This is a genomic window from Bifidobacterium sp. MSTE12, from assembly GCF_000513015.1.
GTDB classification, from domain to species: Bacteria; Actinomycetota; Actinomycetes; order Actinomycetales; family Bifidobacteriaceae; genus Bifidobacterium; species Bifidobacterium dentium.
The window spans coordinates 220,758-234,331 of record NZ_AZYA01000007.1 but is presented as its reverse complement, the minus strand read 5'-3'; the positions used below and the strand labels follow the sequence as shown (position 1 = coordinate 234,331).

Sequence of the window (13,574 nt, the reverse complement as noted above, 5' to 3'; positions counted from 1 at the left end):
GCGACAGGCACCGTGTACGGACTGGCACATATTCTTGTAGGCATGCTGAACGTTTCAATTATCATCCCTGCATGGAATGAAGCGGAGCGTATCAACGATTGCCTGCTCAACGCCACTAGGCAGACCGTGATGCCGCATGAGGTGATTGTCGTCGATAACCGCTCCACCGATTCGACCGTCGCCGTGGTCGAGCAGTTCATGAAGGATCATCCCGAGGCTCCGGTGCGCCTGTTGCATCAGGATGAGGAGCAGGGGCTGATTCCCACGCGTGATTATGGCCTGAACCATGCTACGGGTGATGTGCTGGGCCGTTTCGATGCCGACTGCATGATCCGCCCGGATTGGGTCGAGGTGGTCGCCGGCATCTTCACCGAGGATCCGGAGGCCATGGGCGCCACCGGTCCAGTGATGTACTACGATATGCCGAGTCGTCATTTCGGGCTTCGCAGTGACAATTCCACCCGTAAGCGCATTTACAAGGCCGATGATGGTCAGCCGTTGCTGTTTGGTTCGAATATGGCGTTGCGTGCGTCCGCATGGCATGCGATTGCCGGTGAGGTGTGCCGCGACAAGTCCGATGTGATGCATGAGGATATCGATATTTCGTTGCATCTGCTTGGCAAGGATATGAAGACGGTGTATTGCCCGCGCATGATTGCCGGCATCAGCGCGCGCCGCATGGACACCTCCCCCACGTCGTTCCTGAACTATATGCGCCGGTTCAAGAACACGTTCAATGCGCATCCGCAGCATTCGCGCAAGCATAAGCCGGAGATTCTCATCACTGCGCTCTATCCGGTGATGCATATGCTGTATCCGGTGTGGCAGAAGGTGCTTGACACGGCGGATATCAATCCGGCCGAGGCCGCATGGATCAACGAGCAGATGGAGTTGGCCGAGCAGGAGGGCCGCGAGCTATATGATGACACTCCCACCGATGAGGAGTGGAGCGAAAAGCACGAGTAAGCCGCCATCCCCCTACGGCCCCACAATCCCGGCGTGAATGCATGCATTCCGACCGTCCAAAGGAATCGTGGCGCGTATCCCGTGAAGGCACACCCGAATTTTTTCGAGGTGGATTCATGGGATACGCGCCACGATTGATTATCGACGTCGGATCCTCACGATTCGTGCCATGATCGGCTCATATCGTGAGGATCGGGCTCACATCAGGCTCTTGTAGATGGCGAGGATGTCTTCCTGCGTGGCCTGACGCGGATTGCCTGGCGTGCACACGTCGTGGAAGGCGTCGTTGGCAAGCGCGTCCAAATCGGCCTCGGTGGCGCCGACCTCGGAGATGGTGGTCGGGTTCTTCAGGTCGACGGTGAGCTGGTGTACGGCCTGCACGGCCTCTTCGCGCACCTTGTCGAGATCGCCGGTGTAGGCGTCTTCGACTCCGAACGCATCGGCGATGTCACGGTACTTCTCTCCGGTGAAGTCCTTGTTGTATTCCATGACCGGAGCCAACAGAATGCCGTTGGCCACGCCGTGTGCCACGCCGAGGCGGCCACCCAGCGGGTGTGCCATGCCGTGCACCAGGCCAAGGCCGACGTTGGAATAGGCCATGCCGGTGATATAGGAGGCGTAGGCCATCTGCTCGCCAGCCGGAATGTCGCCGTCGGCGCTCTTGGCGAGGTTCTTGGCGATCATGCGGATGGTCTGCATCGACAGGCAGTCGGACAGGCTCCACGCACCCGGGGTGATGTATCCCTCGATGGCGTGGGTCAGGGCGTCGAGGCCGGTAGCGACCTTGAGTCCGCGCGGCATGGAATCGGTCAGATCCGGGTCCACGAAGGCGACGATCGGAATGTCATGCGGGTCGACGGCCACGAACTTGCGCTTGTTGGCCGTGTCGGTGACCACATAGTTGATGGTGGTTTCGGACGCGGTGCCGGCGGTGGTCGGCACGCCGAAGATCGGTACGGACGGGTTCTTGGTGTCTGCTACGCCCTCAAGCGAGAGCACGTCGGAGAACTCCGGATTGGCGGTGATGATGCCGATGCCCTTGCAGGTGTCCTGCGGGGAGCCACCGCCCAGGCCGATCAGAAAGTCGGCGCCGGATGCGGCGAACTTGGCCACGCCGTCCTGAATGCATTCGACCGGCGGGTTCGGCTTGACGTTGCTGAACACCTCATACGGCATGCCTGCCTCGTCGAGCACGTCCGTGACCTTCTTGGCGGTACCGGTTTCAAGCAGTACCGGATCGGTGACGATGAATGCCTTGGTGAAGCCATGGGACTTGGCGACGCCCGGGATCTCCTTGATGGCGCCACGGCCGAAGTATGCGGTCTGGTTGAAAATCATGCGATAGACCATAGGTGCTCTCCTTTAAGCAAAGGTACTGTGTTCGGGGGCTACAGCCATCGTCGCCGCAGTCCGACGAGAATCATCATAAACCCCGTTAAGGGGATTTCCGAAACAACGACACCAAATTTTCCGTGAACGTTCCCAAAAAAGTTTCGGTACGTTACCTGCATGATCGTTGCATGCGGTCTCACCTTCCGCTTGTCTATCAGAGCGAATCGGAATCGTCGGTAGGCAGGGCTCCCGCATCCTGCGCATTCACCTCGTAGATGAGGTCGGCGAGACGCTTCTGCAATTCCGACAGTTGCTGCGTCAATTCCTTGATCTGACTGCATTGCACCAGAATGATCCTGTCACGCACGTCGGGTGCCGCATCGGGATTCATCTGCTGTGCTTCCGCCATCAACTGCTCATCCTGCTTCCACCGTGCGATGCAACGTTCGATGCGTTTCCGCCCGACGACATCCGGATCGAGACCTACGCTGCGAAAAATCGCGGTCGGCCCGTCGCCCCGCAGATATCTGGCCATGCAGTACAACTGGAATGCACGCGCATAGGTGATCCGGTTCTTCGCGACCTTTTTGACTGCGGGAACGGACCGTAGATATTCGACTTCTTTTCTGGTGAAATCCTTGCTCATCGTGCCTCCTTAACGATGTTTCGCACTCGCCTGCCGGCCGGAACGTTGGATGCGGACATAGATACGGGTTGCATGACGCATGCGCCGCCATACGCCGTGACGCAACCGACCGACCAGCCAGACCAGCAGCCAGCCGACCGTGAGTATGCCTGCGCATGACCAGATGCCGATGGTCCGCCAATCATGCAGGTCGGTCGGGTCGGGTGCCGGTTCGGGAATGTCCACCCTGTGTCCGGACACGAGCAGCCTGTGCGTGTTCACGCCATACGGGGTGCACGTCATCAGCGTGATCCGATCCTGCCCGTCGACCACGCGCAGCTTCGACGTGTCATCCGGTTTGATGACGCTGATGTCGTCCACCTGGTAGGCCAAGGTCTCGCCCATGACCTTCAGGTAGATGAAATCGCCCTTCACCATCTCGTCGAGCCGCGTGAACATGGGCGATCTGACCAGTCCGCGATGGCCGGTGATGACGGTGTGCGTGCTCGTCCCGCCCACGGGAAGGCTGGTGCCGTACAAATGCCCGACACCCATGGCGAGCTGGTCTTCCCCCGTACCGTGGTAGATAGGCAGATCGACGTCTATCTTCGGGATCTCGACTGCTCCCATGACCCCGTTGCCGGTATCCAGAAGACTTTGGTATTCGGCGTCCTTGGATGCCTTGGAGTCGGATTGGCTGGAAGCCTGGCTGCTGCCGTTGGCGATGTCAAATGGATCGACCGCCTCGCCCAGGACCGGCTGACCGCTGGCCGCCAGCTTGGCGTTGTATTCCGTGGCGGCACGCAGTTGGTCGCGCGCTTGGGGGAATGGCCATCCGTCGACCTTTTTGCTCACCTGCTCGCTTTGCGAAGCCAGTTCACGGCTTGACTTCCACTGCAGGGCCAACGGATACGCGCCGAGCAGCAGACCGCCGCCGATCAGCAATACCGTGAGCACGGCAAGTACCTGCGATATGCGTCGTAATGTGCGTCGTTCGCGCATCACGTCCGACACGTCCAACGCCTCGTCGAACGACAACGTGTCGTACCGTCGCACCGGCTCCTGCTGTGCCATGGGTTTCCTTTCCGACGCATGCCGCCATACGCGGCCCTTGGGAATCGGGAACGCCGTCCCACCGGCCCGGATGGGTCGTATGGGGCGGCGTTACGGTCATGATCGACGTGGGGGTTTCAGGCCCCGATCATGCCAGACGGCTGGCGATGCCACGGCGCTTCATGCCGACCGCGAGACCGGCACCGATGACCAGGGCGGCCATCACACCGAAGATCGCGATGCCTGCGGCACCGGTGAGCGGCAGCTGGGTGATGGACTTCAGGTTCTTCACCTTCGCGCCACCTTCGGCGGCAGTACCGTCGGCATTGAGGTTGGTCAACAGGTTGAAGCCGGTATTGCCGTTCACGAACTCGATCTTGTGTTCGGTGCCCAGAACGTTACCGTCCTTGTCCTTGTTGGTGGAGGTGATGACCACCTGGAACTTGGCCTTGGTGGTGGACAGGTAGCCGGCCGGAGCGTCGGTTTCCACAACGTCGTAGGTACCTTCGGCGAGACCCTTGAACTCGAAGACGCCGTTGGTTCCGGTGAACTTGTCGGCATCCACCGGATCAGCGTCCTTGGTGCCGTTCTCCCACAGACCGGTGGTCGTGTTGAACCTGAAGTACTGGTCGCCCTGCTTGATGACGAACTTGGCGCCATCGAGGCTGGTCTGGCCGTCGGCCTTCACCTTGAGGAAGCCGAAGTCATAGGTGTACACCTTGACTTCCGGGCCGGGCACGTGGTACACGGTGTTGTCGTCCGGGTTGTGGGTGTAGTCGAGGGTGACCTTGTTCGGGTTCGCACCATTCACGGCATGGACCGCGTCCTTGTTCAGCTTGGCGGTGTATACGACGGTGATGGTGTCTTCGGCCTTGGCATCGGCTTTGCTGTTGGAGGCGTTCTGGCCAGCCGCATACACGGCGTTGGACAGATCGAACTTCAGAACGGTCGCCTTGCCGTCCTTATCGGACTCGTCATACTTCTGGTTGGCGGTGGTGGTCAGCTGGTACTGGTCGGCGGTGGCGGTGGCACCGTCATCGGCCCTGGTCAGCGTCTTGTTACCGATGGTTACGGAGGTGACTTGCTGGAAGGTCAGGCCCTTGCTCATGGTATCGCCGATGGAGAAGTAGTACGGCTTCTCAGCGGTGTTCAGGTAGCCGACGGTCAGCGGAACCTGGCTGGTGAGCTTGAAGGTCACGGTGTCGCCGACGCGTTCGGTCGTGCCAACCCACTCTTTCTTGTTCTTGACGATGACCTTGTCGATGTAAGTGGTCTGGTTCTTGACGTTGACCACGCCCAGCGGCTGGCCTTCGAAGTCCTTGCCGTTCACCTTGGTGCCCACAAGCATCGGGATGGAATCAGTCTGCTTATGGTCAACGTTTTCAGCGTTGCTGATGGTGGTGTCGACCACCACGTACAGACCTTCTTCAAGTCCACTGATGGTGAGAGTATCGCTGTCGGTGCCGGCGGTGTATGCCGTGGCGGTCGCCAGAGCGGCCTGGAAATCGGTCTGCCTGACCAGCGAACTCACGAAGTTACGCAGATTGCCGCTCCACGGCTTGTTGGGGCTGCTGGTGAAGTAGCCGCTTTCCGACGCGACATAGCCGACCGGGTTGCCTTGGTAATCGCCGGTATTCCAAGTGGTTCCCTCGGCCACTGCCGCATTCAGAGCGGTCGTCGCACCGGTCGCGACTGCGGCTTCGGTGTTCACCGTAAGGCTTTCGACATAGGTGACGTCATCCTTCTCGACGAAGGATGCATGGTCATACGAGCCAATCCTCACGGCCTTGTAGGTGTGGCCCTTCACCGCGCCGGTCTCACCGTTGAGAGTGATGGTCGCAGGTTCGACTTCGTCGGCCACTGCGCTTCCGGCGCCGAACGCCATACCCGACAGGAGCGTGGCCGCTGCGGCCACTCCTGCCAAAAGTTTCCTGAATGTCATGGTTTCGCTTCCTTCTTTCTTCAATTTATGTTGTTTTTGGGTAAGTTCAGCCCCGCCCCGCCGCTGGCTGCGGCGGAAGCGAAGGGAAAACGATTTGGATGAATGGGGTCAGCCCTGCCGTGCCATACGTCGACGGGCCACGTGTAGGCCAAGACCGACCGCCAGACCGGCGCCGACCGTTCCCAGCACGTATGGCAGGAACATGCGCGGCGTCTGGCTACCGGTGCCGGTGAACGGCAGACTGTTGACGGTGATCGGCGTATTCGTGATGATGTTGCCCGTCACCGGATCGGTGCCGTTCTTGATCTGAATCTCGGCAGGGCTGGTATGGTCCTTGTCGATGACGAACGTGTAGGTCGTCTCAGACTTATGGAATCCGGCCGGAGCCTTGGTTTCGACAAGCTCGTACGTGCCCCAGTCAAGATTCTTCAGCTGGAATTCGCCAGCCTTACCGTCACGGTCCGTTGGGTTCTGTGGGTTCTGTGAATCCGTCGGGCACTTCGTATCGTCATCGCTGATGCAGTCGGTCACGGTGATGGCCTTACGCTTGCCGATAGCGATATCGTTGTCCTTCTCCTTGGTTTGGGTAAGGGACCATTCGGAGCCCTTCAGTCGGGCGTCATCCCCTTTCCCTTCCTTGGTGGAGTCGGTCTTGTACCAGATGACACTGCCCTTCGTACGGTCGTTCGGCACCTTGTTCTCAGTGACCTCAGTGACGCCATCCGCCTTGTAAAGCTTGGCATTCATGCGATCATCGTTCTCTTTGATGGTGAAGGTGTAGTACACCGTTGCGTCATCGGGCAGGTCGTAGCCGTCCGGAGCCTTGGTCTCGACAAGCCTGTACGTGCCGAGTGGCAGATACGTGAGCTTGAACGAATCCTTGGTCGAATCGACATCCTGATAGGGGTTATCCTGCGAGGCGGAGCACTTGTCGGCTTCGATGCAGTCGGTGATTGTAATGGCCTTGCCATCGGCACCCGTGATGTCTTGAGCGTTGCCGTCGCTTCCGACGGACTGCAGTTTCCATTCACTGCCCGACAGTACCGTCATCCCGTCCGTGGAATCGACCTTGCTCCAGCTGACCCCACCGTACGGCGTATTGGTGATCAAGTTATTGCTCAACGGCGTTCCATCGGTCTCCGAAATGGTCGGGGAATGATCCTCCTTGATGGCGAACGTATAGGTCTTTTCGGACTTCACGTACCCGTCAGGAGCCCGATACTCCTTCAGATAATATGTTCCATCGCGCAGACCTTTGACCAGGAACTGACCATTTTCGGAATCCTTGTCGATTCCGGAATTGTCAGCAACCACAGTCACATACTTTCCCTTGAATTCGGAATAGTAGCTGTCGGTAACGGAATCCGGAACCTTGCACCACACACCTTCCTCCGGAGCGGCTGAAACCGAACCAGTAGCCGAAACCGTAGTGGTGCAGTCTGTCGCATTGCCGAAATCAAGATGAATCGGACCGGACTTGACAGCCCCATCATTCTGTGCGACCAGCAGCCACTCGGAGCCAGACAGCATGTTACTGCTTTCGCTGCTGATCTTGTTCCAGCTGACGTTATACACCTTGACGAAGTCCACAGTACCGTTGGAGCCAAAGGCGCCACCAGACAGTCGGGCCGTATTTTTGGTGAAAGTTATAAAAGCATCTTTAGCATTCTGTTTCGCCTGATCACTACCGAATTTCGTAACCTTCAAACCATATCCATGGTAGATGTTGTTTGCAGGACCTGGGTCGAGAGTAGCGTCACTCGTGTATTCGTTTCCTTCAGTTAGTCGCTCCATTGAATTGACACTCAAATCATTGACGCCGTACAGATAGCCGTTAGCACTCTGAGATGGTTCCCCGTCATCATGCCAAGTGACATGGTCCCCGGTGAACCATTCAACCGACAGCTGGAAGTAATTCGTTTGCTCGCTCTTACTCGGATACATGATGGAGAAATCATCACCGGCACCGGATACTCCCCTGTTCTGGGAACCCGAATGGCGGTATTTCTTGCCATCTTTTATGTCTTGGGTGATCTCGGCACCGGTTTCGGTCCGGTCGTACCGGGTGTTCGCCTCATTGTCGAAGAGCGCCATGCCACCATGGTCACTGGTAACGCCCTTACCGGATGGGCACAGCCACAAACCACCACCGAAATGACCGGCATAATTCTCATATGCAACTGCATTGGTCACATAACTGACTGAATCTTCTTCGGTGTACACGGCACCACCCAACCGATTGGACCAATTGTTCACGAACGTACCCTGTTGGAACACGGCTGTGCAGTTCCATGTCACGAAGATGGCACCACCGTCCTGCATGGAACGGTTGGAATCAAACGTACCGCCGTTGATGACCATGCTACCGTTGTATGACGTATCCTTCGTACCATCACCGAAGTAGATGGCACCGCCGCCGGTCCCATACAGGTCTTCGTTGCCCATCTGCCAGTTGTCTTGGAACGTTCCACCATTGACTACCAGGCGTCCGGCAGCCCAGATCGCACCGCCACCGGCAGGTCGCTTGTACTTGTATTCGGATTTCACATTCACCGCGTAACTTTTGTTAGCACTGAACGAACCGCCATTGACGATAAGGGTGCCCTCACTCCAAATCGCACCACCACCGTGGAAATCAAGGTTGTCTTGACCATTTTCACCGGTACGGTTCTCTTCGAACGTTCCACCGTTGATGGTTACGCTTCCGGACGAGCGCACGACCGAGCCGCCCGACCTAGTGACACCGATGGTCGTGTTGCCTGAAGCGGCACTTGCATAGTTGTTTTTGAAGTCGCCGCCATTGATGGTCAGATTGCCGTTTTTGAATACGTAGGCGATATTGCCGTCACCGGTCGTGTTGCTGGTGCTTCCGTTCTTGTTGTACGTACCACCGTTCTTGTTGTACGTACCACCGTTGATGGTCACAGTTCCCCTGTCATTAGCGGAACCGACCTGGACCAGACGTCCATTGCTGTGGTTGCTGAAACTGAGCTTGTTGGTATCCTCCGTGCCACCGCCGAAGGTGAGGCTTGAATCACCAATGACCTCGAACAAGGAGAAGTCGCTGGCCGATGCGTAGGTCAGCTCGCAGGCTGTGCTGCATGCGCTGGCATCGGAGACCAGTGTGATCTTCTTACCTTTCAAGGTGATCTGCTCAGTGAAGGCGATATTGTCAGTAATGGCGATCACTGCACTCTGGCTCCCGTTGATGGCGTTGACCAGTTGGCCATAGTTAGCCGCATACGCCGTAGGAGTCACCGATGCGGCAGATGCATCGTCGTCGGCCTTGGCGACGTGCACCGATGGCGGGATAAGGCTCGCCACTATCAGAGCGACTACGGCCAACAGGGAGGCGACAAACCTATACCCCCCCCCGTTATTTTGTATTGATGACCCATGCTTCACTCCCTATATCAGGTTTTTCTGTGCCTCCCATCCAATAAAGGGGCAATGACATTGCCATAATGAGGGGGTATGCCCAAAACCACGGATTATCACACAAAGAACGATTGCCACTCCGGCGTGTTCACATTATCGGGGGCTTTTGCCCGCTAGGCTGCATATCGATAGGGGAAAACAAAAAAGCCCGCACACTTGCGGGCTTGCTGTGGTGGCTCCGAGCGGCATCGATCCGCTGACCTAACGATTTTCAGTCGTTCGCTCTACCAACTGAGCTACAGAGCCATGAACAGACGAAATCGTTCTTCTGTTCCAGCGACCCCGGCCGGACTTGAACCGGTGACCTCCGCCGTGACAGGGCGGCGCTCTAACCAACTGAGCTACGGGGCCATTGCCACCTTGTTACCAAGGTAAGTACCCCCTGAGAGAGTCGAACTCTCGTTGTCAGATTGAAAGTCTGGTGTCCTAACCGTTAGACGAAGGGGGCGCTTTCAGCGTTTCCGCGTGACAACTCGCCCTACTATACGCGAATCTCAACGACATGCAACCTCCGGCGTGTCGCCCCGAAAATCGTTGCAACGGCAAGGTTGAACGTCATCGCGGCATTCACCCCGTAATCATCAGACCTTGCGATAGGTGAAATCATGAATCACCCGACCTGCGGCGAGACCCTTCTTTTCGAAGTTGGTGAGCACACGCCCGTCAAAACGTGCGGACTCAGTGAAATCGGCATGCTCCAGGCCGGCCGCCTCATCCGCATTGCCCTTGCCGACGTGCTCCACCGGCAGACTCACGGTCACGTCGCCGTCGTTACGGAACGATTCCAGTCCGTCCATCACCTCGTGCACATGCAGCGCATAGTCTTCGATATCGGTGGCGATGCGCCACACTCCCCCGCCCTGCAGCGTACGATGGATCTCGCCCGCCAGTTCGGGCTGCACGATACGCCGCTTGTGATGGCGCATCTTCGGCCACGGGTCGGGGAAGAAAGTCCATACTTCGGCGATTGCGCCATCCGCAGCCACCTTGAACAGTTCCGGCGCGTTGACCTGTGCGATGCGCAGATTCCCGAGCCCCTGCTTACCAGCCAACAGCATCGTATGCGCCACACCCGGGTCATAGACCTCCAACGCCAGGAAGTTGGTCTGCGGATCGGCGGCCGCCGCAGCTACGATGTTCTCGCCCTGCCCGGAGCCGATTTCCACGACCAACGGGTTGCCGTTGCCCCAGATTTCGCGGATATAGGCTTCATCCAGCACAAAGCCCTTACGCACATCGAGCGAGCCCTCACCCGCATTGACATCCAGCAGATACGCATCCGAATATGCATCCCATGCGCGTTGCAGACGCGCGTCCAGCCTTGCGGAACGGCGTACGAACGAAAGCACCTTGCGCCCGTACAGCGCCGGACGGTGTTCATTGTGCGCGTTTGCGTCGGATTCCCGACCATCGGTCGGCGTGTTCATCACTTCTTGCATACCCTAATTTATAGAGGAAACGCAGGAACGAACCGATTATGTGCGTTCATGTTCACGTGTTATACTCAAATTGTTCAAAAGGTAACAAACCTGAGCAAAAGTGAACAACGGTCATGCTTTCGACGTATTCGCCGCAACCGCATGCCCGCACACTCACAGCTCAACATAGGAAAGGCCAGAACATGACAGTTCTCGTCACCGGTGGGTGCGGCTACATCGGCGCCCATGTCGTCCACGCTCTTCATCAGGCAGGCGAACAGGTCGTTGTCGTAGACGACCTGAGCTACGGCAAGCCCACCCGCATCGAAGGCTCCCGCCTCTACGGCATGGACATCGCCGCCCCGGGCGCCGGCGAGCGCCTCGCTGAGATCATGAAGGCCGAGGGCGTGGATTCCGTAATCCACTTCGCGGCCCGCAAGCAAGTCGGCGAATCCGTCGAAAAGCCGCTGTGGTACTACCAGCAGAACATCAACGGCATGCTCAACGTGCTTATCGGCATGCGTGATTCCGGCGCCAAGAAGCTTGTGTTCTCCTCCTCCGCAGCCACCTACGGCGTGCCGCCGGTCGACGTGGTGCCGGAAGACGTGGTGCCGATGCTGCCGATCAACCCGTACGGCCAGACCAAGCTGTTCGGCGAGTGGATGGCCCGCGCCTGCGAGGAGCCGTACGGCATCCGCTTCTGCGGCCTGCGCTACTTCAACGTGGCCGGTTGCGGCCCGGTCGAGCTTGAGGATCCGGCGATCCTGAACCTCATCCCGATGCTGTTCGACCGTCTGAAGAAGGGCAAGGCCCCTGCGATCTTCGGCGACGACTACCCGACCCCGGATGGCACCTGCGTGCGCGATTACATCCACGTGTCCGATCTGGCCGACGCCCACATCGCCGCCCTGAAGTATCTGGACCGCGATGAGCGCAAGTACGACGCCTTCAATGTCGGCACCGGCGAAGGCACCTCCGTGCGTCAGATCGTCGACGAGGTCAAGAAGGTCACCGGCCTGCCGTTCAAGGAGGCCGTCATGGGCCGCCGTGCCGGCGATCCGCCGCACCTGATCGGCTCCCCGAAGCGCATCAACGAGGAAATGGGCTGGCACGCCAAGTACGACGTCGAAGACATCGTGAAGTCCGCCTGGGATGCCTGGCAGGCCAATCCTGAGCATCACATCGACGTCGAGACCTGGAAGCAAGCCGACTGAGGCCATCCAAGGCCGCCGAAAGCATGATGCCGTGAACAACGCACGGCATCGACATCTGTAACGGATGCCACATGGGAAGTTTTCCCCTCATGCGGCATCCGTTCGTTTTTTTCGCTCTTTCCTTATAATCGTGCCATTGCCGCCGACATCGGATAGACTTGCCTTATGAGTGATTATCAAAACAGCCCTGCGCCGCAGCAGCCGCAGGATCAGCCCACAGAAGCCATTCCGCAGAATTTCCAGACCATGCCATCGCAGCCGGACGTTCCCCAGCCCCCGCAGGCGGAATACGGCCAGCCAGCATTCGGCCAGTCGGCATACGCACAGAATCCGTATCAGCAGGCCCCGCAACCAGGCCAGTCCTACCCTCCGCAGGGCGTGTATCAGCCGTATGAACAGCCCGTGGACCAGCGTTGGAACAATCTGTGCATCGTCGGCTTCGTTCTGGCGTTCTTCATACCGCTGGCCGGCCTGATCATTTCCATCGTCGCCATGGTGCAGATCAACAAATCCGGCGAACGCAGCAAGGGCATGGCCGTTGCCGGCATCATCGTCAGCGCAGCCATCATGCTGATCAACATCATCGTAGTCATGCTGTTCGTCAACGCCTTCATCAATCTGATGCAGCGGGAGTTCGGAAGTGTGGATTTCAACAGTTCCAGCTACAGCGACGACAATTACGATTCCCCGTTCGACAATCAGGATCGTCAGGAACTTGAGGATCTGTTGAATCAGCTGGAATCGGAACAGCAATCCTGACGCCCGCGGCGAAGATGACACGCCGTGATTTGCGCGATGTCGACTTTGCCGTAAGATATCTATCTGTTGCCAGTCGGAAACGATCAGCAGCAACGGCCCCGTAGCTCAGTTGGTTAGAGCGCCGCCCTGTCACGGCGGAGGTCACCGGTTCAAGTCCGGCCGGGGTCGCGAACATAGCCCGGTCATGCCGGGTTTTTTAATGTTCACGGCTCTGTAGCTCAGTTGGTAGAGCGAACGACTGAAAATCGTTAGGTCAGCGGATCGATGCCGCTCGGAGCCACCACCAATACGAAAGCCTCGGAATTTCTCCGAGGCTTTCTTTGTCGTTACAGTTGCCGTTCGACCCAATCGGCGATATATGGCGCGACCTCTTCAATCTGGTCGATGGCCACTTCGAACTCGTGCGCCCCGCCATACCACGGGTCCACCAAGTCGATTTCGCTCTCATACCCGGCCGCCGGCTTCGGCAGATTCGGATCGAAGCTACGATACATATGCACCTCGTCGCGCTTGGCCTGCGGCAGCTGACGGAGCAACGCGCGCATATGCGAGGCGGTCATCGGCAGGAACAGGTCGGTGCGTTCGATCTCGTCACGGGTGATGCGATGCGCGAAATGATGCACCGGCAGCTCGTAGCCACGTTCCTTCAGCACCTTCACCGCACGGCGGTCGATCGGATTGCCGTACTCCTCATCGCTGACGCCACTGGATTCGACGTTGACCTTGTCGGCCAGACCACGACGTTCGAATTCGGTGCGCAGAATGATTTCGGCCATGGGAGAGCGGCAGATGTTGCCCGTGCACACGGTCATCACGGTATACATGGA

At 58.2% G+C, this 13,574-nt stretch carries 10 protein-coding genes and 5 tRNA genes; 5 read left to right on the top strand and 10 right to left on the bottom strand.

Annotation, left to right across the window (positions count from 1 at the left end):
- Positions 1-42 precede the first annotated feature (42 nt).
- On the top strand, positions 43-966 hold the full coding sequence (locus HMPREF1494_RS01855) for a glycosyltransferase (RefSeq protein ID WP_003837196.1): 924 nt from the start codon (positions 43-45) through the stop codon (positions 964-966).
- Between the two features lie 198 nt (positions 967-1,164).
- On the opposite strand, the gene fucO is transcribed toward HMPREF1494_RS01855, so the two are convergent.
- The 9 genes from fucO to trmB form a co-directional block, all read right to left on the bottom strand.
- A complete protein-coding gene (gene fucO / locus HMPREF1494_RS01850) occupies positions 1,165-2,316 on the bottom strand; it encodes a lactaldehyde reductase (protein WP_003837200.1) in 1,152 nt (383 codons plus the stop codon).
- Between the two features lie 196 nt (positions 2,317-2,512).
- Positions 2,513-2,944 carry an HTH domain-containing protein gene (locus HMPREF1494_RS01845; protein ID WP_003837202.1) on the bottom strand — a complete coding sequence of 144 codons (432 nt, stop codon included), beginning with the start codon at positions 2,942-2,944 and terminating at the stop codon, positions 2,513-2,515.
- 9 nt (positions 2,945-2,953) lie between these two features.
- Positions 2,954-3,997, bottom strand: coding sequence for a class C sortase (locus tag HMPREF1494_RS01840; RefSeq protein WP_003842563.1), 1,044 nt, complete (start codon positions 3,995-3,997; stop codon positions 2,954-2,956).
- 127 nt (positions 3,998-4,124) lie between these two features.
- Positions 4,125-5,918, bottom strand: coding sequence for an isopeptide-forming domain-containing fimbrial protein (locus tag HMPREF1494_RS01835; RefSeq protein WP_034518895.1), 1,794 nt, complete (start codon positions 5,916-5,918; stop codon positions 4,125-4,127).
- A 108-nt stretch (positions 5,919-6,026) separates the two neighbouring features.
- Positions 6,027-9,263, bottom strand: coding sequence for a SpaA isopeptide-forming pilin-related protein (locus tag HMPREF1494_RS01830; protein WP_231495291.1), 3,237 nt, complete (start codon positions 9,261-9,263; stop codon positions 6,027-6,029).
- A gap of 263 nt (positions 9,264-9,526) precedes the next feature.
- A tRNA-Phe gene (locus tag HMPREF1494_RS01825) sits at positions 9,527-9,602 on the bottom strand.
- Between the two features lie 31 nt (positions 9,603-9,633).
- Positions 9,634-9,707: transfer RNA gene (locus HMPREF1494_RS01820), tRNA-Asp, on the bottom strand.
- 25 nt (positions 9,708-9,732) lie between these two features.
- Positions 9,733-9,804, bottom strand: a tRNA-Glu gene (locus HMPREF1494_RS01815).
- Positions 9,805-9,937: 133 nt separating this feature from the next.
- The gene (gene trmB, locus HMPREF1494_RS01810) at positions 9,938-10,795 is read right to left on the bottom strand and encodes a tRNA (guanosine(46)-N7)-methyltransferase TrmB (RefSeq protein WP_034518886.1); all 858 of its coding nucleotides are present in this window, start codon (positions 10,793-10,795) and stop codon (positions 9,938-9,940) included.
- 182 nt (positions 10,796-10,977) lie between these two features.
- On the opposite strand from trmB, the gene galE reads away from it, so the two are divergent.
- The 4 genes from galE (at position 10,978) to HMPREF1494_RS01790 (ending at position 13,030) form a co-directional block, all read left to right on the top strand.
- Entirely contained in the window at positions 10,978-11,988 is a 1,011-nt protein-coding gene (galE, locus tag HMPREF1494_RS01805) for a UDP-glucose 4-epimerase GalE (RefSeq protein WP_003837216.1), read from the top strand.
- A gap of 165 nt (positions 11,989-12,153) precedes the next feature.
- Positions 12,154-12,747 (top strand): DUF4190 domain-containing protein, encoded by a 594-nt coding sequence (locus tag HMPREF1494_RS01800; RefSeq protein ID WP_034518862.1) that lies wholly within the window; start codon positions 12,154-12,156, stop codon positions 12,745-12,747.
- 94 nt (positions 12,748-12,841) lie between these two features.
- Positions 12,842-12,915: transfer RNA gene (locus HMPREF1494_RS01795), tRNA-Asp, on the top strand.
- 39 nt (positions 12,916-12,954) lie between these two features.
- Positions 12,955-13,030: transfer RNA gene (locus HMPREF1494_RS01790), tRNA-Phe, on the top strand.
- Between the two features lie 43 nt (positions 13,031-13,073).
- Here HMPREF1494_RS01790 and HMPREF1494_RS01785 read toward each other — a convergent pair.
- Complete coding sequence (locus tag HMPREF1494_RS01785; protein ID WP_003837220.1) at positions 13,074-13,571, bottom strand: low molecular weight protein-tyrosine-phosphatase; 498 nt, start codon at positions 13,569-13,571, stop codon at positions 13,074-13,076.
- Positions 13,572-13,574 lie beyond the last annotated feature (3 nt).